Origin of the sequence: Sphingobacterium haloxyli, assembly GCF_002980525.1 — a bacterium.
In the GTDB taxonomy this organism is placed as follows: Bacteria; Bacteroidota; Bacteroidia; order Sphingobacteriales; family Sphingobacteriaceae; genus Sphingobacterium; species Sphingobacterium haloxyli.
Map to the genome: position 1 here is coordinate 111,641 of NZ_PVBQ01000012.1, position 21,707 is coordinate 133,347.

Genomic DNA, 21,707 nt, shown 5'->3' on the forward strand with positions numbered 1-21,707 from the left:
TGCTACACTACCGCCGTTAATCAAATAGTTAGATTGAAAAATCGAATACATCAATTCACTACTTAATTATTTCAAAAATATGAATTTAAACGATTTATGGAAAATTCCTTTCCGTAAAGTTTATCCGTCACAGCGTTTTAAAGTTATGCGACTTACGGTATTATTTATGATACTTGGCACGTGCTTTTTAAGCGCTAAGAGTTATTCGCAACAGGTGAGCTATGAAGCGAGCGATGTTTTGTTAGAAGATGTTTTGAAAGAGTTTAGTCGCCAGACAGGATACTACCTTTTCTATAAACATAACGAAGTCAGCGGTTTTAAGGTAGATAACATCAAGGCCGATAAGACCAATCTTGAACAGGCCATGCAAATACTGCTGCATGGATTACCGTTTGATTTTAATCTGGATGAAAATACGATTATTGTTAACCGGACGCGACCAGTGGAACGCGGACAGACGTTTCCCCATTCGCCCGCCCAACAACAGCGGGTCTCCGGCGTAGTGCGTGACGAAGAAGGCGAGGCTTTAGCCGGAGCGACCATTGGAGTCAAGGGTACTTCTATCGGCACGATGACGGACATTGACGGAGCATTTGAAATCGCAGCTGAAGTAGGACAAACGCTCGTTGTGTCTCTGATCGGATATCGAACACAAGAAATAACGATTGAAAACATCAAAGCATTGACAATAGAACTTGTGGAAGAAGTTGCGGATTTGGACGAGGTGGTCGTGGTAGGATACGGTACCCAGAAGAAGGTAAACTTGACGGGGGCCGTGAGCCAAATTTCTGGTGAAGACTTCGAACAGCGTCCGATAACGCAGCTTACCCAAGCATTACAGGGAACTATACCAAATGTTAATGTAACTTTTGGATCCGGAAGGCCGGGTACAAGTGGGAGCGTCAACGTTCGGGGCACAACCTCGATTAATGGAGGTGGCCCGTTGATACTGATTGACGGTATTTTAGGGACATTAGATCGTGTCAACGTGAATGATGTGGAATCCGTCACGGTACTGAAGGATGCCTCCGCGGCAGCTGTGTATGGAGCACGTGGAGCATTTGGGGTTATCTTGGTAACGACTAAAAGTGCCAAAGAAGGCAAAACAAATATTTCCTATACGACAAATGTGGGCTATACGGGGCATGCCGTAAATACCGACTTTATTACCTCGGGATATTGGAATGCGAAAATCAATGACGAAGCGATGTATAATGCGTTAGGGTACGGAACAACTCGCTATTCTGATGAAGACTATGATGAACTTTGGGCGCGGGTTAACGACAAGACGGAGCATCCTGATCGCCCTTGGGTGGTGATAAAACAGAATGCTAGCGGACAGGATATGTATCGCTACTACGGAAACTTTGATTGGTTCAATTATTTTTATAGCGATAACCGGCCTAAGCAAGAACATAATGTTACTATATCTGGCGGAAGTGATAAAACGCGCTATTCGTTAACCGGTGCCACTTCAAAAGAACAGGGGATTTTCAATGTCAGGCCCGACCAGTATAGACGACATAATCTACGCGCAAAAGTAGAGAGCGATGTGAAAGAATGGCTGACGGTAAGCAACAATACCCATTTCTTTAAATCCAAGTACGATTGGCATGGATTGGGTACCAATTTCAATACCGTAGAAAACGGCGTGAGTAATGACCCGATTTATCAATACCACCCTGCGTATGTGCCCAGAAATCCAGATGGTACGCTGACCGGCTATTCGGGAATCAACAGCTATCCTATTGGTTACGGTATGCACAATGCCTTGGAAAGTGGTACGATGAAAGGATACAACAATGGAACGGAGATGACCAATACCACGGAAGCGCGGTTTAAGCTGATGGATGGGTTGACACTTACGGCTAATTACTCGTACCGGGAGTATCGTTCGGAATATTCATATCGTCATACACCACAGTATTATTCTAAATTTCCAGGTGTCCTGGAGCGCAGTAATTTAGGCGCACTCACACTTGACCGCCTGAATGAAACCATGAGTAAGTTTCACTGGAATATCATCAATGTTTTTGGCAATTACGAAAAGACGTTTGGTGAGCACTACCTTGGTGCTACTCTAGGATTTAACCAGGAAGACCGCACATACAAACGTGTTGGTGGTATCGGCGACGATCTGCTTTCTGAATCGCTGAACGACTTGGATTTGGTTGTGGGAAACAGGCGATTCAGTGGGGGTGCAGACGAATGGGCCGTTCGTGGAGGTTTTTATCGATTTAATTACAATTTCGCAGGAAAATATCTCTTTGAAGCGAGTGGCCGTTACGACGGGACATCACGCTTCCCGCAGCATAGCCGGTTTGGTTTTTTTCCATCTTTTTCTGCGGGATGGCGTCTTAGTGAAGAACCTTTTTTTGACAACATACGTCCGACGATCAATAATTTGAAAATTAGGGCATCTTACGGTTCTCTCGGGAATCAAGAAGTGGGCACGTATGAATATATCGCGTCGATGGGAACAGGGCAGCTTGATTATCTGGTTGGTGGACAACGACTCAACACAACTAATCCGCCAGCACCAGTAGCCAATACGCTGACATGGGAAAGCATTACGACGAGTAATCTAGGGTTGGATGTGAATATGTTACAAAACCGGTTATCTGTAGAAGCAGACTTCTATATCCGCGATACGCGGGATATGTTGAGCGTGGGCCAGCAGCTGCCGGGAGTGTTTGGTGCCGGCGAGCCCCGTATAAATGCAGCGGATCTGCGCACAAGAGGGTTCGACCTGTCCATCGGGTGGAATGATCGCTTTCAATTGGCCGGAAAGCCATTTTCCTATAATATCCGTGGTGTTTTGTCCGATTACGTAGCGCATATTACCAAGTTCGATAATCCCGATGGGCACCTCGGTTCCCATTATGTGGGGAAACGTTGGGGCGAAATCTGGGGATATACGTATGATGGGTTCTTCAGCACAACAGAAGAAGCACAGGCTTGGGCTTCTATCGTGAATCAAGATCAAATTAACCGACGTCGGGTACAGGCACCTACTACTGAACTTCGCATGTTGCAGGCCGGGGATATCAAGATCATGGATCTCAACGGTGACGGTATCATTAATACGGGAGCCAATACCTTAGATGATCCTGGTGACCGACGGATTATCGGAAATAGTTTGCCACGCTATTCCTATGGACTGACCTTAGGCGGTGATTGGAATGGTATTGATTTAACAGTATTTCTGCAGGGTGTTGGACGTCGACACTGGTATCCAGATCCAAATAGTCAGGCATTCTGGTCGGTTTACTCGCGGCCGTATGACTCGTTTATCCCAGTTGATTTCCCTAGCAAGGTCTGGTCTCCCGAGAACCCTAACGCTTACTTCCCGTTCTTACGTGGGTATACAGCTCAGAACGCCGAACTGTCGGTTGCTAATGATATGTATTTGCAAGACCTCGCATATCTAAAACTGCGCAACTTGACCATTGGTTATACGTTGCCTCAACCATGGATGGATCGCATCAAAGTAAATCGACTGCGGGTATACGTAGGAGGAGAAAATCTCCATACATGGACGAAATTGAAAACGGACTATCTCGATCCGGAAGATGTAATGTCTGACCCGACCGGTCGAAACTATCCTATGGGGAGAGTTTATTCGTTTGGCGCACAATTAACTTTTTAGTCAAGGTAACAGCATTAAAAATTGAATAGAAGATGAAGAAGATATTTCATTATATAGCCATATGCATAATGGGGCTGATGTTCTCCTGTAATGATAGTTATTTAGAGCGTTATCCATTGGCAGAACTCGCACCAGAAAACTATTTTCGTAATGCGAAAGAGCTTGAAAACTATACGAACACGTTTTACGATCAATTGCCTGATGCGTTGGCGATCCATTACAATAACCCACATCAGGCGGATGATGAGGCTCGTAACACGTTACCGGACGAATTTCGCGGAACCCGTATCACACCGGGAAGTGGTGGAGGATGGTCTTGGAGCGCCTTACGACGCATCAATATTTATCTGGCGCATTCCCACCAATGTGAAGATGAAGCGGCTCGTTTACTGTATGATGGGGTAGCCCGATTTTTTAGGGTCTATTTTTATTTTGATAAAGTCGTGCGCTTTGGCGATGTACCTTGGTATGACGCGGTGTTAGGCGTAGATGACGAAAAACTTAAAAAGCCTCGGGACTCGCGAAAATTTGTTTTTGATAAAATGCTTGAGGACATTGATTTTGCGATTGAGCACGGCAGGGAGCAGAAAAGTGAACAATTGATTACCAAATGGACCGCATTGGCACTGAAGTCACGGATGTGCTTGTTTGAAGGGACATTCCGGAAATACCATGGCTTGGGTGATTGGGAGGAGATCTTGCAAGAATCTGTCCGTGCATCAGAGCAGCTGATGGAAGCAGGTGTGTACCGTATTTATACCGGTAATCCGAATGCCGTATACCAGGAGCTATTTACCGCGGAAGAGGCGAACCCGGATGAAATGATTCTGGCTCGTCAATATACGGAAGCCGTCCCTTTGGTTCATACGGCTAATTTTCATATCCTCTCCGCTTCGTTTGGCAGACCCGGAATGACAAAGTCTGTTGTCAACAGTTATTTGATGGCGGACGGAACACGGTTCACGGACATTCCAGGATATGAAACGATGACGTTTTACGAGGAAACCCAGAACCGGGATCCGCGTATGGCGCAGACCATCCGCACGCCGGGATACAGGCGGATTGGGAGCAACCAGACGTCGGTGCCGGATTTTGCGACCAGCGTAACAGGCTACCAATATGTTAAGTATATCTTGTCCCCCGCGTATGACGAGGGTCGCAATATCAATGATATGCCCATATTTCGCTATGCGGAGGTACTGTTGAACTATGCAGAAGCCAAGGCGGAACTAGGCACCTTACTACAGCCTGATGTCGACCGGAGCATTAAACTCCTGCGTGATCGTGTGGATATGCCTAATCTCAACGTAGACGTGGCGAATGCCAACCCGGATCCGTTTCTTCTTTCCGAATATCCACATGTGACGAAAGGCGCGAATACGGGTGTGCTTCTGGAAATTCGTCGTGAACGCCGAGTAGAGCTTGTGAAGGAAGGTCATCGCTACCGTGATTTGATGCGGTGGAAAGAAGGGGCGCGACTGGCGAGACCATTTTACGGTATGTACTTCCCGGGTGCAGGAGAGTATGATCTGGATCAGGATGGCGTAATCGATTTGGTGATTTATGAAGGTAGTGCGCCTACTCCTGTGCCAGGCAGACAATACCAAAGGCTGGGCGAGTTGGTGCTGGAAAACGGTCGGAATGGCGGACGGATTGTTAATCTTCCGGATATCACAAAGAAATGGGATGAGGAGAAAGACTACCTATATCCTATCCCGTTAGACGAATTACTGTTAAACGACAACCTAGAGCAAAATGATGGTTGGAATAAAACTGGAGGATAAGACGATGAAACTGAGAAGCGAAAAAATGAAAATAAGAAATATAATGCAACTCACCTTTATATTCCTCATGTTGGTGGGATGCAAAAGTAGTGGAGAGTTCGATCCCGGTCCTTTTGCTCGGGAGAATGATGAGGAAAAAACCTTGCTGACGTTTAAGGTGACAGATGCATCGGGAGAGCCTATTGAGGACGCTTATGTTGTGTCGTATCGGCAGCTGGCACCCAAACATATTCGGGTAGGGGAAGGCTATACGGATGATGAAGGAGAGATACAACTCGAAGATCAGAGTCATACTACAAAAGGCTATGCTACGATTACTGCTCCTGGACATAATTCGAAGAAGGTAGACCTTGATGTCAAACAGAAGCAAGAAAACGATATTTCCGTCACCCTGTCTGATCAAGATGTCTTGAAAGTGATGAGTTATAATATACAGGAAGGCTTTAAAAATAATGCCCAGCAGAGACAGGAATTTGCCGAATGGGTCAGGATCTATGATCCAGATATTATCCTGTTTCAAGAGATGATGCACTTTACAGATGCCACCTTTGCGACATTCGCCAAAACCTATGGACATGATTATGCTGTTTTGACAAAGACGGTAGGTATTCCGACAGGTATCACGTCGAAAGCGGAAATTAAAGATATTCGAAAAGTAGTTCAAACCGGCGTGCTGCATCACGGTTATGTAACTGGTGAAACGTTCGGCATGAGAGTGTTTTCTATCCACCTTTGTCCTTATGAATTAGATAATGAACGGAATGTTCATCAGATTGCCCGTAAAGACGAAGTAAAAATCATCATGGATGATGCCGCGCTATATGCCAGTGTTCCTATTATCGTCGGCGGTGATTTAAATGACCATAATACATTTGACCGTGACAGCTACGGTCCGGGATATCGATATGCCAATAGAGATCATACGGTTACCAACACGCTCTCGACGTACAATTTCCATGACACCTATCCGCTGCTCCATAAGGAATTTAAACCTACATGGCCGGTAGATAATGTATCGTCGAACGGACCTAACGAGGGAGCGAGGCTAGACTACATTTTTGTAAGCGACAATGTAAAAAATACCGTTGTCTATTCAGATATTATACAGTCGGCCTATACCGACAAGTTTTCCGACCATTATCCGACATACATCGAAATAAAAAGATCAACAAATTAACCGATGATGATGATGAATAAAAAATATGATCAGCAGATACGATCAAATATCTTTTTGGCGGTATCGACATTCTTTTTACTAATGATCATCGGGAGCTGTAGCAAAGAGTTAGAAGCGCCCGATACATTAGAGGTTAGCAACCTAAACCCGGTTGTCCGTGCAACGGGTGGTACTGTTTCTCTTGATATCACGTCTAATACGACATGGAAAGTGGGAAGTATCGATGCTGCTTGGCTGAATATAGAGAATGAAACAGGTACGGGTGATGGTCAATTGCGGGTGTCTTATGACGAAAACGATGCGGTTGAACCCCGAACGGTAGCATTTTTTATCGTAACGACTAAGGACGGAAAATATCATAAAATTGAATTTACGCAATTGGCTACCGATCCGATACTGGAATTGGAACAGGCGGAAATAGAGGTAGGATCGCGGTCGCGAACGCACGAGATCAAGTTAAACACCAACATCCCGGCAAGCGGAATCAGTATCGAGGTCCTTTATGAACAGGAGGCAGATGAAAATTGGATCGCCGGTATAAACGTTGAAGCGGAAGTACTTAAATTTCAGACAGCATTAAACACCGTGGCAGCGGAGCGGACGGCGACGATAATTTTGTCTTATAAAGACACAAATGAAGACGTCGAAGATGTGTGGGATAAGATAACTGTTACCCAAATGGCAAGTGGCAACGATGGACCACCGGAAATACAGACTTTTGGCTATGTAAAAGAACTACCACTGGGCGTAATAGATGAAAATATTGCTGTTAGGGGAAATATTGTGTCGACAGGGGCGTCGGATAATTTTAGAAAGAACACCTATATTATCCAAGATGAAAACAGTATGGCATTAGCTTTTGAGGCGGTTGGAAGTCTTCCGCTTAAAAAATATGATAAAGTGAGTTTGCTCTTAGACGGTGCCCAAATAGAAACATTTGAGGACGGTGGTGTTTCCTATAGAGTCATTAGAAATATAAGTACAGCTAATATATTGGCAAGCGAACCTGATCCAGTTTTTTCTCCGAAAAGTTTATATATGAGTGATTTGACGGAAGATTATCTATTATCACTTGTCACGCTGAAGGATGTGGAGTTTGCTATTCCACATGGAGGGTATAGTAACTTTCATGAATATTATGTTACGCAATCGTATGGCGATCACGCGACGAAGCACTATCCGGCTCCTATAAGAGACATCCGGGGCGACGATATGTATCTCATTACCAATCGGGAAGTCGCGTACCGTCGGAATAGTGTGCCGAAAGGTTCTGGGACAATTACAGGATTGGTGGTTAAAATTAGGAATAGCGCGTATGGCGACTTAGGTGAATATTCTATACGGCATCTTGAAGAATCAGATATTGCTATCCATGCAAATCGGGCAAATGGATTTTCCGAAATATTAGTAGAATGGGAACTTGGACCAACAACAGGATTCCCAGAGGGGACACCTAACCTGCCACCGACGACAGGACCGGCAGACGCAACCCTTCAAAAGGATGAGGGTACCGGTTTTTATGCTGCTAATACATTGAATGGGATATATCTTATTGATAAGTACCGAGGAGATAAATCAGGTGCCAATACGGTTATCGCCAAATCGTCGTATAATGTGAACTCCTGGGGAACGGGTAGATATTGGATCATGGACAACGTTTCTACGTTGGGCATTACCTCTTCGCTTTCATTACAGTTTGAAGCTGTTAGCGTCAGTAGTACAGGCACTGGTGGAGGACCTAGGGATTTTGCTGTTGAATATTCGTTAGATGGTGAAAGCTGGAACCGAATAGCGAACTATCAGCTTACGGGACAAATTGCCGCAAATCAGGTGCAAAATGTTACTGCCGGCCTCAAAATGTTCACCTATAGTTTGCCAAATGAGCTTCTTAATAAGCCGAGTATTAAAATTAGATTGTTGAATATCAATAATACTTCGGTAAATGGTGGCAATATAGCTGTTCCCGGATCGACAAGTCGTTTGGGACATTTCTCGATAAGGTATAATAAATAAAAAAATAATGCTATCAACAATATAATATCAATTCGAGCGTTTTTAATATAAAAGAGAAGCAAAAAAACGGTGAGCTCTCCAAAAGAGCTGACGTTTAAAATAAAAGCTTGCTTTACGAAATGTATCTGCAAAGAATAAGCGAAGGGTTTATTCGAAAAAAGAAACATAGAAACGGAAAGAAAAGATACGAAGTAGAGAAGCATGGAAGGGTTCAGATCAATCTGAACCCTTTCGCGTTGATATATCCATGGTAACTATAGTCTCCGATCATTTATTTAACAATCATTTAACTGTTGGCTAAATGATTGTTGAGATTAAACCACTATATTTACAAAAAAATACTAGCCGAATAGACTAGACAATAAACAGAAGATCAATACCATTTTACACATTCAATGAGTTCATCCATTAAGTTCAACAATGTCAATACATTGTTCTCAAAATCCCTCAAATTTAAAATCAACGATTATTTCAGCAGTACATATAAAAAGAAAACCGGAAATAGACGAATATTTATTAAAGCAGCAGTCCTGTTAACCACTTTCACGCTGCTATATACGGTTTTAGTTTTTGTACAACCGCATTGGGCCGTCGGTATTGTACTTTGTTTGCTGTTCGGAGTTAACCTTGCCGCGATTGGTTTCAATATCATGCATGATGCGGGGCATAATTCATTCTCTGAAAACAAAAATCTGAATACCGTACTCTCTTATACCCTAAACCTATTAGGAGGCAATATCTATTTTTGGAAGCTTAAGCACAACATCGCGCATCACACCTACACCAACATCGATGGCGAGGATCATGATATCGAAGTTAAATTTATGCGGATTCACCACGATCAGCAATTGAAGAAGCATCACCGTTACCAATCGTTTTATTTTATTTTCCTATATGGTGTTTCCTATTTAGCTTGGATTTTCTATCAGGATTATGAAAAATATTTTCGGCAGAAGATGGGGGGGAGCTCGACTCGATTCCACTTCCCACTGCGCGAAAGGATTATCTTTTGGACCAGCAAAGTGTTGCACTTTTTAATGTTTGTCGTTATTCCAATTGTATATGTGGGATGGCTACCCACATTAATCGGATGGGGGATTGCTGGAGCTGTCTGTGGTATCAGTTTAGCGACTGTTTTCCAGTTGGCGCATGTTGTTTCTGAAACAGAGTTTAAAACCATCGACCAATCGAAGGTGGAAGAGGAATGGATGATTCATCAGATTCAATCCACAGCTAATTTTGCTACAAAGAACAATGTGTTGACATGGTTATTGGGGGGACTTAATTTTCAAGTTGAACATCACCTTTTTCCTCGGATTAGTCATGTGCACTATCCTGCGATCAACAAGATTGTACAGCAGACCTGTAAAGAATACAATATTCAGTATATTGAGTTTAGGTCTTTTCGACAAGCTTTTATGTCGCATGTCAGGGTAATCCAGGCGATGTCTAGATAATTTAATTGATACGAATATCCAAAAGTGATGAAAAGTCTTTTATTTACAAATAATTAGCATTATCTTTGACGACATTAGGTCCTGTCGACGCTCTTTTTGATACCGTTAGTTTAGCTTTCGCCGTCACTCTTAGCTTTTTCAGTTTCCGTTAAGTTATCATAAATATAGACAGCACTAGTGCTGATTGGCGTCGTAATCCTCTGATCTGAACATCTTGATATATTACTGTTAACAAACAAAAATATGTTCTCTTATAGATAAATATTGTCTTGTCGAGACATACGATTGATAATCTGCCCGAATTTTTATGTCAGGATAGACTTCAGTCATAAATTAAACGAAATGAGTTTTAATAATTTCGGGATAATAGATCCCATTATAAAGGCCCTTGATGATATAGGATATTCCGCCGCTACTCCGATACAGAAGCAGGCAATTCCCCTTATATTGAAAGGTAAAGATATTATAGGCTGCGCCCAAACGGGAACAGGAAAAACTGCTGCTTTTGCTTTGCCTGTCCTTAACTTACTGGCATCAGATACCCGGAAATATAATATGCCCCGTGCGTTAGTGCTTGTCCCTACTAGGGAGCTGGCAATACAGATTGACCAAAGCGTCGCACAATACAGTAAGAACATTCGTGTAAATCGCTTGGCGATCTATGGCGGCGTTTCCCAAGTTGCTCAAGTAGAACGGCTACGCAAAGGCGTAGACATGCTTGTTGCGACACCGGGTAGATTAATGGATTTAATCAACCAAGGTCATGTGAGCCTTGGCCAAATTCAAGTCTTAATATTGGATGAAGCAGACAGCATGTTGGATATGGGATTTGTGCACGAAATTAAGCGTATTTTAAAGTATATTCCTCAGAAAAGACAGACCTTATTCTTTTCGGCAACTATGCCAAATGAAATCCGCAAGTTTGCGAATACTATTCTTCACAACCCGGCGGAGATAAATGTTTCCCCTGTGTCATCTACAGCTGAGAAAATTGTGCAGTCTGTTTCCTTTGTCGAAAAAAAGGACAAAGCTGCTTTTTTGGCTGGCGTTTTGCGGGATGGTCGTGTCACTCAAACTTTAATTTTTACACGCACAAAACATGGTGCAGACCGTTTAGCAAGGATATTGGGTAGAGGAGGAATATCAGCTGCTTGTATTCACGGAAACAAATCGCAGACGGCCAGACAAAAGGCGTTGTCTTCTTTCAAAAATGGTGGAGTCAATATATTAATCGCCACGGATATTGCCGCTAGGGGGATTGATATCCAAGAGCTTCCATTCGTTATCAATTACGATTTGCCAGTTGATTCGGAAACATATGTGCATCGTATTGGTCGGACGGGCAGGGCAGGGAAAGAAGGAAAAGCGCTCTCTTTATGTAGTGAAGAGGAGAAGCCAACACTGTTAAAAATTCAAAAACTAATAGGCTTTCAATTACCGATAGCCGGAAAAAATAATAATTTATCAATAAACAATTAATACAATGCAAGAAGGAACAGTAAAATTCTTTAACGTTACCAAGGGTTTCGGTTTTATTACACCAAGCAATGGTGGTCAAGACATCTTTGTACACTCAACAGGTTTAGTCAATGACGTACGCGAAAACGATAGCGTAACATATGATGTTGAGCAAGGTAAAAAGGGGCTTAACGCAGTGAATGTTCGCGTAGCGAGATAGTGATAGGATAGTCTAATTGTAAGATTAGACTACTTTTCGTATTAAAATGGTGAGCTTTAGCTCGCCATTTTTTGTTTCAAGTCGAGGATTAAGACTCCAATTCGATTTCGGAGACCTGATTTCCCTGTTTCGTACGAATATATTTATATTTTACCTTTTGATTTACAGCCAAAACCATGCCCGCTAGCTTATCGTTAAAATAGACTGTTTCCCTACTTAAATTGTCCCTAATAAAACCGTAGTGGCCAACCTCATTGTAGTATGAAACTTTGCCATAAAGATATTCGTCTTCTGTATCTGCTGGACGAATTAAATCTTCTTCTTTAAATTTGTACGGTTGCGTTGGTGGTGTATCGGAAATATTACCAAACTCATCCACGTAGGCGAACATTTCTTCCAATGGTTTGCCTTTGTTGTTTTCAGACTTATTGAGTTCTCTTCTTTCTTGTTTTTCTTTCTTTTTCAGTTGCTGTTTTTTAGCACGTTCTTTTTTCTTGAATGTAAGTTGATTTCTTGACATTAAAAGGGGTTAAAATTATAAAATAATAAGGTGTAAATCTTATAAGAAGCGAATTGCTCAAGGATAAGAGATAGATGCCTTTGTGAAATGTACACAAATATACGGATTTAAAATCGCAAAAGCAATTTTAGCAAAGCGCTCGGGCAGCGCCTAAGAAAGCCTTTATAAATAAAAAAGCTCCAATCTTTTGATTGAAGCTCTGCGGAGAGTGAGGGATTGGTTTAGCCCCGCAATCCCCAGTCTCGATCCTAAACCTCCTTTGGATCGAACCCCGGCCAACCCTGCTGTTCTCATCCCTCGGGCAGCGCCTAAGAAAGCCTTCATAAATAAAAAAGCTCCAATCTTTTGATTGAAGCTCTGCGGAGAGTGAGGGATTGGTTTAGCCCCGCAATCCCCAGTCTCGATCCTAAACCTCCTTTGGATCGAACCCCGCCCAACCCTGCTGTTCTCATCCCTCGGGCAGCGCCTAAGAAAGCCTTCATAAATAAAAAAAGCTCCAATCTTTTGATTGAAGCTCTGCGGAGAGTGAGGGATTCGAACCCCCGAACCTGTGACAGTTAACGGTTTTCAAGACCGCCGCATTCGACCACTCTGCCAACTCTCCGCGACAAAAGTAGAAATTCCGACCCGTTTCGCAAAACTTATTTTCGCCTTTGGACATTACCCTTTGAAAATGAGGTGGATTATTTTCAAATGTTTTATCAACCGGCAAAATACGATGCTGAACATGCCTTAGTGTGCATATTTCCGTTGCCAATAAAAAATAAATGAACTATTTTCACGACCAGATATGACAAGAAGGAAAACTGTTGGAAGGAGGACGAAAGCAAGCGAAGAACGTAAAAGATATTTGGTCTGGAGTGTCGTTGTACCGCTATGTATGTTAAGCGGTTTTACGCTATTATATTATACAACAGATTTTTCTTATACTATAAAAAGTTGGGTTTTTCCGGAGGAATCAACGCACAAGCATACCACTAGCGAGCACGAAAAGCGCAATATTAATTTAATAGAGAAGTACGATTCTTATGTATATGGGATTGACATATCCCAATATCAAGGCAATATAAGTTGGATAGATATCAACACTATATACGATCAAATACCGATCGACTTCGTATTTATTCGCGCTACAATGGGTGTTAAGGCGAAGGACAAACACTTCGACGTGAACTGGAAAGCAGCACAAAGTAGAGCGAAACTCCGAGGAGCCTATCATTATTTCCGTCCCAACGAAAATTCAATTCGCCAAGCCCGTAACTTTATAAACACCGTTACGCTGAGGCCGGGTGACCTGCCTCCGGTTTTGGATATTGAGGAGCGCCCCCGCAAGCAATCTATGGACTCGTTGAAAGTCGGACTGAAGCGGTGGCTGGGCGAGGTCGAGAAACATTACGGAATCCAACCCATACTTTATTCTGGAGATAGCTATTTTACTGATTTTTTAGAAAAGGAGTTTTCCGATTACATATTGTGGATAGCCAACTACAACTTTTGGGTGGATAAACCTAAAAAACACTGGGACTTTTGGCAATTCTCCGAACGAGGTTTCGTGCGAGGTATACAGGGAAATGTGGACCTTAATATGTTCAGGGGTAGTATCGAAGAATTAGAAGAATTGACAATACCCTACTAATCCTGGTTTTCGTTTATATGGTTAGGTGAAGAAGGAGGCGTAATAACCAAAACCTTATCGATCCGGTGCCCATCCATATCAATTACTTCCAGCTTGTATTCTTTAAAATGGACAAATTCGCCCTCTTCGGGTACGTGGTCCAGCGTAAGAAATATCAATCCCCCTAAAGTGGTAACATTCGAAATATCATCTTCTTCTGCTTCGCTCAAATCGATTTGAAAATATTCCAGAAAATCGTCTAGCTGCATTCTTCCGTCAATTATATACGAACCATCTTCCCGTTTGCGGATAAGGGCATCTGAATGTTTCTCATCGTTGTTCATGTCACCGAAAAGTTGGCGTACAATATCTTTAATAGATACAATCCCTTGGGGTATACCGTATTCGTCGATGACAACGGCTAATTGTGCCCTGCCGTTTTTTAGAACGTTTAGAATATTGTAAGCTGATGTATTTTCGTTGACGAACGGAATGGGCTTTACCAGCGCCTTCAAGTCGATCGGTTTATTATCGATGTATTTTTTTAAAAACGTCTTAACATGAATAATACCCTTTACCTGGTCGAAGCTTCCATCTACGACGGGGAACTCGGTGTGTTCAGACTGTCGGATAATGTTTTTGTTGTCTTCAAAACTACTTTGTAAATCCAGATATTCGATATCGGAGCGATGCACCATTAAGTTGATAGCGCGTTTATCCCCTAATACAAGCAAACGGTCCACAAAGTCATGTTCAAAATTCTCAATGACGCCGCTCATTACGCCTTCGTCAACGAGCGCTTTGATTTCCTCTTCTGTAACAGTATTCTTAGAAACCTTGATATTCAATAAGCGAACAAGCGCGTCGGTAGAAACGCTTAACAGCCAGACAAATGGTTTGACAAATTTACTTAAAAACAGCATCGGCGTAGCGACAAATGATGCGTATTTCTCTGGTATCGCCATACCGATCCGTTTGGGGACGAGTTCGCCAATGACTAGGGAAAGATAAGTAATGATAAACACCACAACAATGATAGCTACCTGTTGACTATAGGGAGCCATAAACGATACTTGGCCAAATACAGCGGCTAGGTAAGATGATATCGTTCCGCCGCTAAAAAAACCCGTTAGAATACCGACCAAGGTAATTCCAATTTGGATAGTAGATAAAAATCGGTTGGGGTTCTCTTTTAAATTTAAAGCTATCCGCGCAGACTTGTTTTTTTCTGCTGCCGCTTGGAGACGCGCCTTTCGACTTGACACAATCGCTATTTCGGAAGCCGATAGTATTCCATTAAATATAATTAACGCTATAATAATAATAATCTCTGTCAGCATAAAGCTATTTTAACCTCTAAATTACAAATTCTTTTTCAGCGTCGCGCACGCTTCTGAAAAAAACTGGAAAGCAAGGGTCGCTGGTCAACAGCTTTTGTAAATCATCAATTTTCTCTAATCCGATTTTAAGATAAATAATTAAAGAAAGAACAAACGTTTGCTTTAAGACAACGTTTTTATTTATTGATTTATTTGTAGATATTGGCAACGTTTAACATGGTTCGTGTTAAATTTTTTTAAATCTTCCAATGTTTGAATTAAAAAATAGTAATGTGTTAAGCGCTGCTTCTCATTTTGATATAGAAGGGAATATCATTCGCGTAGAACGTTTTGGATCAGGGCACATTAATGATACTTATCGTGTAAAAACTGATTGTAAAAGCTATCTATTTCAACGGATTAATACGCAAATTTTTGCTGATGTAGCGGGGTTGATGGAAAACACAAGAATCGTATTAGCGCATCTGAAACAGAAATTGTCACACCTTGGAAAAGAGGAGGTGGAGAAATCAACCTTAACGTTGATTCCAACTCATAAGGGGCCCTTGTACTACCAAGATGAAAACGACAGCTTCTGGCGGATGTTTATTTTATTAGAAGGCACAAAAAGTTACGATATCGTTGAAACGGAGGCGCAAGCGCACTCAGGAGGACAGGCGTTTGGCGAGTTCCAAAAGCAACTGTCTGACCTTGACCCAGGTAAATTAGTGGAGGTTTTACCGAATTTCCATAATATCGACTTTCGGATGGGCAATTTGCGCACAGCTATAGAAGATGACGCTGTCGGTCGTGTAAACGAGGTGCAAGATATAATAGATTACATCTTGGCGCGGGAGGAGCAAATGCGTACTGTTTTGTTGATGGGGCAGAATGGAGATTTGCCATTGCGTATCACGCACAACGATACAAAATTTAATAATGTGTTACTCGACGAGCACGATCGTGTACAGTGTGTAATTGACTTGGATACAGTGATGCCGGGGTATGTAGCCTACGATTTCGGAGATGCTATTCGTACGATTATTAATTCGGCAGCAGAAGATGAGCCTGATACCGAGAAAATAGTATTGAATATTTCATTGTTTAGAGCCTATGCACAGGGCTATATGAGCAAAGCCTGCGATTTTTTGACAGAGAAAGAAATGACGTCATTACTTCACGGTGTATTTCTATTACCCTTCATGCAAGCTGTTCGTTTTGTTACAGATTATTTAAACGGCGACACGTATTATAAAATACATTATCGTACACATAATTTGGTTAGAACGAAAGCACAACTTAAATTAGTGCGGGAAATGGAGTTGCATCAAAGTAAGCTCGCTTCCATTTTGAACGAAAGTGTTAATGTATAAATGAGAATACGATGTCCAGTTTACAGATACCATACCGCGATATAGCACTCGAAAACTTTGCTTATCACGCGTTAAGCGAACAGATGGAAACATTGCCATGGCATGCTATAGCTTGTGTAAACTGGGCAGAATTTTCATATAAGCCCAAGGTGAGTTTTCAGGTAGCACACGATAGTCAAAGAATATTTATCCATTACGGTGTTCAGGAAGAATTTATTAAGGCGCGGTATGTTCACATTAACGAAGCGGTATGGGAGGACAGCTGTGTGGAGTTCTTTGTTTCTTTTGACAAAAAAGCTAGCTATTACAACATCGAATTCAATGTGTTGGGAACGGGATTGATAGGTACCGGTCCTCAAAGAAAAGAGGAAAGAGCGCGCCTTGACCCAGCGATAACGACAACAGTTAAAACTGCAACAACGGTTGTGAATGTTGATGGCAAAAAGAAATGGAATATTATCCTTGTGATTCCAGCGGCGGTGTTTGTAAATGATAAAATAGACAGCTTGCGGGGTTTAACTGCGCATGCCAATTTTTACAAATGCGGCGATGGTTTGCCGACCCCTCATTTCTTGTCTTGGAGTAAAATAGAGCATCCCACACCAAATTTCCATTTACCGGATTTTTTTGGAGAAATTATTTTCGAATAACGTCGGTCGATTAAAACCGATCCAACATTCCCAAAAGTCCAGTTAATCCACCAGAATGGATAACTAACACCTTTGAGCCGCTAGCTATTTGTTCCTGGCCAATTAAATCGTGTACCGCATAAAATAATTTTCCAGTATACGTGGGCTCCACCACGATAGAGGTTTGGCGCGTAAAGGTCTTTATAAATTCGATGAGCTCCGGTTTGGTCTTCGCATACCCACCGAAATGGTAATCTAAATGCAGACGTACATTTGCAGCATCTATTATACCGAGGTTGGCGATCTCATCGAGGATAAAACTACCTCCCTTGAGGACGGGAACGCCATGTAGTGTGGTTTTCCACTGACGCATAGCTACGCCATCGGCCAAACCAGCTAAGGTAGTTCCGGTGCCACATGCACAGAAAAAGTGGTCATAGGTACGACATATTTCGTTTGCTATTTCACTACATCCCTGAGCGGCTAATGTGCCGTAACCTCCTTCGTCAATAAAGTAGGCTTCGCGAGAGTCCCTAAAGTACAGGTTAAATAGGCCTTTCTTATCTCTGTACCGTTCTCTATCAACAAAATGTAATTTCATGCCGAAAAGTTGACACAATTGCAGCACCGGATTGTCTATTTGATCTCCGCGTACAAACCCATACGTACGAAATCCAAATTTAGCTCCTGCACATGCCGTGGCTAATAAATGGTTGGACCATGCTCCACCAAAGGTCACTAATAGCGTTTTGCCCGCTGTTTTCGCTTGCTGTAACGGATATTTTAGTTTCCGCCACTTATTTCCAGAGATATACGGATGTATGAGGTCATCTCGTTTGACAAATACGCGAACGCCACGCTCTTTATAGAATGGAAGGGCAATCTCCTCTTCGGGGCTGTAAAAATCAAAATCCAACATATACTTTTGCCAAAGTTAGTAGATTTTGAAGGATTTCAATACTTTTGCGTGATGGCAGTAGATTTGGATATTCACGAACAGGACGAGCAAGAGCTTTTTGAACATTATCGGATTGAAGCCGATAAAGGACAAGCCCCATTGCGGCTCGATAAGTTCTTGATGAACAGGGTAGAAAACACTTCTAGAAGTCGTATCCAAAATGCCATAGATGCCGAGACGGTTTTTGTAAATGGAAAATTAGCAAAAGCGAGTTATAAAATAAAGCCATTGGATGTAGTTACGATGGTCTTACCAGATCCGCCCCGTGATACAGAAGTATACCCAGAAAATATACCGCTTGATATTCTTTACGAAGACGATGACCTGCTATTAGTAAATAAGGAAGCAGGTATGGTCGTCCATCCTGGCTACAACAATTACACGGGTACGCTGGTTAACGCCCTGACATACCATCTGAACCAGCTACCCACTATGCCAGGCAATACCGGGCGTCCAGGTCTGGTACACCGTATCGATAAAGACACTTCAGGGCTGCTGGTAATAGCAAAAAATGAATGGGCGATGACCTTTTTAGCAAAACAGTTCTTTGACCATACAATAAATCGAAAATATTTGGCGTTAGTTTGGGGAGATATCACCGAGGACGGCACCGTGTCCGGTTATATCGGAAGGAACACGAAGGACCGCCGGATAATGGAATTGTATGACGATCCCGAAAAGGGCAAATGGTCGGTGACACATTATACGGTATTAGAGCGCTTGGGATATGTCACGTTAATAGCATGCGCGTTGGAAACAGGGCGAACGCATCAAATCCGTGCACATCTCAAATCTATGGGTCATCCGCTGTTTTCGGACGGGTCATATGGAGGCGACAAGATTCTAAAAGGAACAGTATTCAACAAGTATAAGCAGTTTATAAACAACTGTTTTGAGTTATTGCCTCGGCAAGCATTGCATGCAGAATCGTTGGGCTTTATTCATCCCCGAACAAAAGAACATATGCATTTTGCAACGCCACTTCCTGCCGACTTTCAAGCGGTTTTGGAGAAATGGCGGTCTTATGTCGCGTCGACAGACCGATAGTTTAAATAGGAAAAATTTATGTCTTTACAATATATCAATTTTGATGGGCAGCTTATTGCCGAAAATCAACAAATTGCAACCATAGATAACCGTGCTTTGCGCTATGGGGACGGACTATTTGAAACCATGTTATGGAAAGATGGGGACATACGGTTCCTAGATCTTCACGTCAAACGCCTGCAACAGGGAATGCAAACGTTGCAATTAGACGAATATACGAAGTTCGATGCTTTTTTTATTCGCTCCAAAACAGAAGAGCTGATCAGAAAAAATAACATGCTTGGCCAACAAGTACGTGTGCGTTTTGTCGTTTATCGTGCAGGCGGAGGAACTTACGCGCCAGAAACTAATAAACCGGTATATGTTGTACAGGTTTCTCGGATGCCGCCTGTATTGCGAGATAAAAAATTAGGACTCATTATCGACTTGTATACCGATTTTAAAAAACCGTATAGTGATTTATCACATCTCAAATCAAATAGCGCGTTGATTTATGTAATGGCGGGTTTATACAAAAAGAAATTTGCCTACGATGAGGTATTTCTTCTGAATCAAGAGGGAAACCTATGTGAAGGATTAATATCCAATATCTTTATCTACTATGAGAAGATCCTTTATACACCTGCTTTAACGGAGGGATGTGTGAACGGTGTGATGAGAAAGGTAGTTATGGAAATGGCGGAGCACGAAGGTGTCCCCGTCGTTGAAGCACAAATAAGTCCTGAAATTATGAAAGAAGCGGACGAAATTTTCTGTACGAACGCTGTTCAAGGCGTGCAGTGGGTTATGGGTTACAAACAGAAGCGCTACTTTAATAAAATCTCCCGAATCCTTCAAGAGAAACTGCAAACGTGGGGCGAGGAAGGGGGAGAGAACTAAAGTCTAACGATCTTTTTGTCAAAAACTAGGAATATATAAGAAAACGCATATGCAAATTTAAAAAAAATGCATATGCGTTTTTGGTAAATTGCATATGCATTTTACTTTAAATGCATATGCAGTTTTTAGGAAACGCTTGATGTTTTTGTCTTAAAGGAAGTTTCCTGATGAAACTATGCCGGGCCTTTCTTGCGTTGCACCAGTCGATAGGTGATATATAGCAATATTAGCCAGATAGGTATCAACTCTACCGAAATCTTCAACCCGGTAAACCACATCATAACCAGTACACCTGATAAGAAAAAAAGAGATATATAGTTGCTGATAGGGTATAGGAGTGTGGGAAATGATGAGGTTTCCAGTCGCTCGGTTATTTTTCTTTTGAAAAAGATATGTGTTAACGATATCATAATCCAGTTGATGACAAGAGATGAAACGACTAAACTCATCAATACCTCCAATGCCCGTTCCGGCGCCAACTTATTGATGACAATACATACCGCGACTAATCCGGCGGAAACCAATATGGCATTAATAGGAGAATAGTTCTTGTTCAATTTCGTAAGAAACTTAGGAGCATTGCCCTGCTCGGCTAGACCGAAAAGCATACGCGAGTTACTGTATACACAACTATTATATACCGAAAGTGCCGCTGTAAGCACAATAACATTCAATGCGTTTGCAATGATATTTGTAAAATAATACATTGTGCCAAAAAGCTCAAACTGTAAACCCTTTAGACTGGCAAAAACCTCTACAAACGGACTTGTTTCGGGCGTGATATTGCGCCATGGCATGAGCGAAAACAACACCAGTAATGAACCAATATAAAAAATGAGGATACGCCATAACACTTGGTTCGTTGCTTTCGGAATGTTCTTTTCGGGGTTTTCAGCTTCTGCGGCGGTGATGCCGACTAATTCCAGTCCCCCAAAGGAAAACATAATCATGACCAACGCAGCTAAAAGCCCCTGATAAGCACCACTCTCATTACTTGATAACCAACCTTTTGGGAAGAACCCTCCGTCGTTGGTCAGGTTTTCTATTGTAGCTTGTTCTCCGCCTTTCCCACTTATAAGCAGGTAGCAACCAAAAAGAATCATGGCGATAATAGCCACTACTTTGATAATGGAAAACCAAAATTCCGTTTCACCGTATACCTTTACCGAAGCCAGATTGAGCGCGTTGATTACGATGAAGAAAAACAAACTAGATACCCATAATGGGATTTCCGGCCACCAAAACTGTACATAATGGCCGATAGCTGTCAGTTCAGCCATACTGACTAATAGATAAAGGACCCAATAATTCCAGCCCGAAGCATATCCGGCAAACGGTCCCCAGTACTTATTGGCAAAATAGCTGAAACTGCCCGAAACAGGTTCATGCACTACCATCTCACCCAATTGCCGCATGATAAAAAATGCGATGACTCCCGCGATGGCATAACCGAGTATAACCGATGGACCAGCCAAGACAGCGGCTTGTCCTACACCTAAAAATAGACCCGTGCCAATGGCACCGCCTAGTGCAATTAATTGTATATGTCTATTGCTTAGCCCGCGCTTAAGCTGTTTATTGTCTTCCGAATTATTTGTTTTCAATATGT

16 protein-coding genes and 1 tRNA gene are annotated in these 21,707 nt (G+C 42.3%); 12 read left to right on the top strand and 5 right to left on the bottom strand.

Annotated elements, in window-relative coordinates:
- Nucleotides 1-79: 79 nt before the first annotated feature.
- From C5745_RS14775 to C5745_RS14805, 7 genes are all read left to right on the top strand, one after another.
- Nucleotides 80-3,649: a SusC/RagA family TonB-linked outer membrane protein gene (locus C5745_RS14775; RefSeq protein WP_105717775.1), complete on the top strand. Its 3,570-nt coding sequence runs from the start codon at nucleotides 80-82 to the stop codon at nucleotides 3,647-3,649.
- 32 nt (nucleotides 3,650-3,681) lie between these two features.
- Nucleotides 3,682-5,433, top strand: a complete 1,752-nt coding sequence (locus tag C5745_RS14780) for a RagB/SusD family nutrient uptake outer membrane protein (protein WP_105717776.1) — start codon at nucleotides 3,682-3,684, stop codon at nucleotides 5,431-5,433.
- Between the two features lie 25 nt (nucleotides 5,434-5,458).
- A complete protein-coding gene (locus C5745_RS14785; RefSeq protein WP_165793104.1) occupies nucleotides 5,459-6,610 on the top strand; it encodes an endonuclease/exonuclease/phosphatase family protein in 1,152 nt (383 codons plus the stop codon).
- Between the two features lie 3 nt (nucleotides 6,611-6,613).
- Nucleotides 6,614-8,623: a DUF5689 domain-containing protein gene (locus C5745_RS14790; protein ID WP_133166357.1), complete on the top strand. Its 2,010-nt coding sequence runs from the start codon at nucleotides 6,614-6,616 to the stop codon at nucleotides 8,621-8,623.
- A 395-nt stretch (nucleotides 8,624-9,018) separates the two neighbouring features.
- Nucleotides 9,019-10,080, top strand: a complete 1,062-nt coding sequence (locus C5745_RS14795; RefSeq protein WP_105717779.1) for a fatty acid desaturase family protein — start codon at nucleotides 9,019-9,021, stop codon at nucleotides 10,078-10,080.
- 342 nt (nucleotides 10,081-10,422) lie between these two features.
- Entirely contained in the window at nucleotides 10,423-11,559 is a 1,137-nt protein-coding gene (locus C5745_RS14800; RefSeq protein ID WP_105717780.1) for a DEAD/DEAH box helicase, read from the top strand.
- Nucleotides 11,560-11,563: 4 nt separating this feature from the next.
- Nucleotides 11,564-11,758, top strand: a complete 195-nt coding sequence (locus C5745_RS14805) for a cold-shock protein (protein WP_105717781.1) — start codon at nucleotides 11,564-11,566, stop codon at nucleotides 11,756-11,758.
- A gap of 88 nt (nucleotides 11,759-11,846) precedes the next feature.
- On the opposite strand, the gene C5745_RS14810 is transcribed toward C5745_RS14805, so the two are convergent.
- Nucleotides 11,847-12,278 (bottom strand): cold-shock protein, encoded by a 432-nt coding sequence (locus C5745_RS14810; protein WP_243403362.1) that lies wholly within the window; start codon nucleotides 12,276-12,278, stop codon nucleotides 11,847-11,849.
- Between the two features lie 519 nt (nucleotides 12,279-12,797).
- Nucleotides 12,798-12,882, bottom strand: a tRNA-Ser gene (locus tag C5745_RS14815).
- A 186-nt stretch (nucleotides 12,883-13,068) separates the two neighbouring features.
- Here C5745_RS14815 and C5745_RS14820 point away from each other — a divergent pair.
- On the top strand, nucleotides 13,069-13,914 hold the full coding sequence (locus C5745_RS14820; RefSeq protein WP_105717782.1) for a GH25 family lysozyme: 846 nt from the start codon (nucleotides 13,069-13,071) through the stop codon (nucleotides 13,912-13,914).
- Here C5745_RS14820 and C5745_RS14825 read toward each other — a convergent pair.
- Entirely contained in the window at nucleotides 13,911-15,233 is a 1,323-nt protein-coding gene (locus C5745_RS14825) for a hemolysin family protein (RefSeq protein WP_105717783.1), read from the bottom strand. The two genes, C5745_RS14820 and C5745_RS14825, sit on opposite strands and share 4 nt — an antisense overlap.
- A gap of 248 nt (nucleotides 15,234-15,481) precedes the next feature.
- Here C5745_RS14825 and C5745_RS14830 point away from each other — a divergent pair, with 248 nt between their 5' ends.
- Nucleotides 15,482-16,585, top strand: a complete 1,104-nt coding sequence (locus C5745_RS14830; protein WP_105717784.1) for a phosphotransferase enzyme family protein — start codon at nucleotides 15,482-15,484, stop codon at nucleotides 16,583-16,585.
- Between the two features lie 11 nt (nucleotides 16,586-16,596).
- Entirely contained in the window at nucleotides 16,597-17,235 is a 639-nt protein-coding gene (locus tag C5745_RS14835) for a carbohydrate-binding family 9-like protein (RefSeq protein ID WP_105717785.1), read from the top strand.
- Nucleotides 17,236-17,245: 10 nt separating this feature from the next.
- On the opposite strand, the gene C5745_RS14840 is transcribed toward C5745_RS14835, so the two are convergent.
- Nucleotides 17,246-18,133, bottom strand: a complete 888-nt coding sequence (locus C5745_RS14840; protein ID WP_105717786.1) for a 1-aminocyclopropane-1-carboxylate deaminase/D-cysteine desulfhydrase — start codon at nucleotides 18,131-18,133, stop codon at nucleotides 17,246-17,248.
- Nucleotides 18,134-18,184: 51 nt separating this feature from the next.
- On the opposite strand from C5745_RS14840, the gene C5745_RS14845 reads away from it, so the two are divergent.
- Together C5745_RS14845 and C5745_RS14850 are read left to right on the top strand one after the other, a co-directional pair.
- A complete protein-coding gene (locus C5745_RS14845) occupies nucleotides 18,185-19,219 on the top strand; it encodes an RluA family pseudouridine synthase (protein ID WP_105717787.1) in 1,035 nt (344 codons plus the stop codon).
- 18 nt (nucleotides 19,220-19,237) lie between these two features.
- On the top strand, nucleotides 19,238-20,098 hold the full coding sequence (locus C5745_RS14850) for an aminotransferase class IV (RefSeq protein WP_105717788.1): 861 nt from the start codon (nucleotides 19,238-19,240) through the stop codon (nucleotides 20,096-20,098).
- 173 nt (nucleotides 20,099-20,271) lie between these two features.
- Here the strand turns inward: C5745_RS14850 and C5745_RS14855 are convergent, their stop codons facing one another.
- Nucleotides 20,272-21,702, bottom strand: a complete 1,431-nt coding sequence (locus tag C5745_RS14855) for an amino acid permease (RefSeq protein ID WP_243403363.1) — start codon at nucleotides 21,700-21,702, stop codon at nucleotides 20,272-20,274.
- Nucleotides 21,703-21,707 lie beyond the last annotated feature (5 nt).

What these genes read in the sequence shown, in the direction of transcription:
- C5745_RS14820 (WP_105717782.1), top strand. Translation starts at nt 13,069, where the DNA reads ATGACAAGAAGGAAAACTGTTGGAAGGAGGACGAAAGCAAGCGAAGAA.
- C5745_RS14845 (WP_105717787.1), top strand. Translation starts at nt 18,185, where the DNA reads ATGGCAGTAGATTTGGATATTCACGAACAGGACGAGCAAGAGCTTTTT.
- C5745_RS14835 (WP_105717785.1), top strand. Translation starts at nt 16,597, where the DNA reads ATGTCCAGTTTACAGATACCATACCGCGATATAGCACTCGAAAACTTT.
- C5745_RS14800 (WP_105717780.1), top strand. Translation starts at nt 10,423, where the DNA reads ATGAGTTTTAATAATTTCGGGATAATAGATCCCATTATAAAGGCCCTT.
- C5745_RS14825 (WP_105717783.1), bottom strand. Translation starts at nt 15,233, where the DNA reads ATGCTGACAGAGATTATTATTATTATAGCGTTAATTATATTTAATGGA.
- C5745_RS14830 (WP_105717784.1), top strand. Translation starts at nt 15,482, where the DNA reads ATGTTTGAATTAAAAAATAGTAATGTGTTAAGCGCTGCTTCTCATTTT.
- C5745_RS14795 (WP_105717779.1), top strand. Translation starts at nt 9,019, where the DNA reads ATGAGTTCATCCATTAAGTTCAACAATGTCAATACATTGTTCTCAAAA.
- C5745_RS14790 (WP_133166357.1), top strand. Translation starts at nt 6,614, where the DNA reads ATGATGATGATGAATAAAAAATATGATCAGCAGATACGATCAAATATC.
- C5745_RS14850 (WP_105717788.1), top strand. Translation starts at nt 19,238, where the DNA reads ATGTCTTTACAATATATCAATTTTGATGGGCAGCTTATTGCCGAAAAT.
- C5745_RS14775 (WP_105717775.1), top strand. Translation starts at nt 80, where the DNA reads ATGAATTTAAACGATTTATGGAAAATTCCTTTCCGTAAAGTTTATCCG.
- C5745_RS14805 (WP_105717781.1), top strand. Translation starts at nt 11,564, where the DNA reads ATGCAAGAAGGAACAGTAAAATTCTTTAACGTTACCAAGGGTTTCGGT.
- C5745_RS14840 (WP_105717786.1), bottom strand. Translation starts at nt 18,133, where the DNA reads ATGTTGGATTTTGATTTTTACAGCCCCGAAGAGGAGATTGCCCTTCCA.
- C5745_RS14780 (WP_105717776.1), top strand. Translation starts at nt 3,682, where the DNA reads ATGAAGAAGATATTTCATTATATAGCCATATGCATAATGGGGCTGATG.
- C5745_RS14810 (WP_243403362.1), bottom strand. Translation starts at nt 12,278, where the DNA reads ATGTCAAGAAATCAACTTACATTCAAGAAAAAAGAACGTGCTAAAAAA.
- C5745_RS14785 (WP_165793104.1), top strand. Translation starts at nt 5,459, where the DNA reads ATGAAAATAAGAAATATAATGCAACTCACCTTTATATTCCTCATGTTG.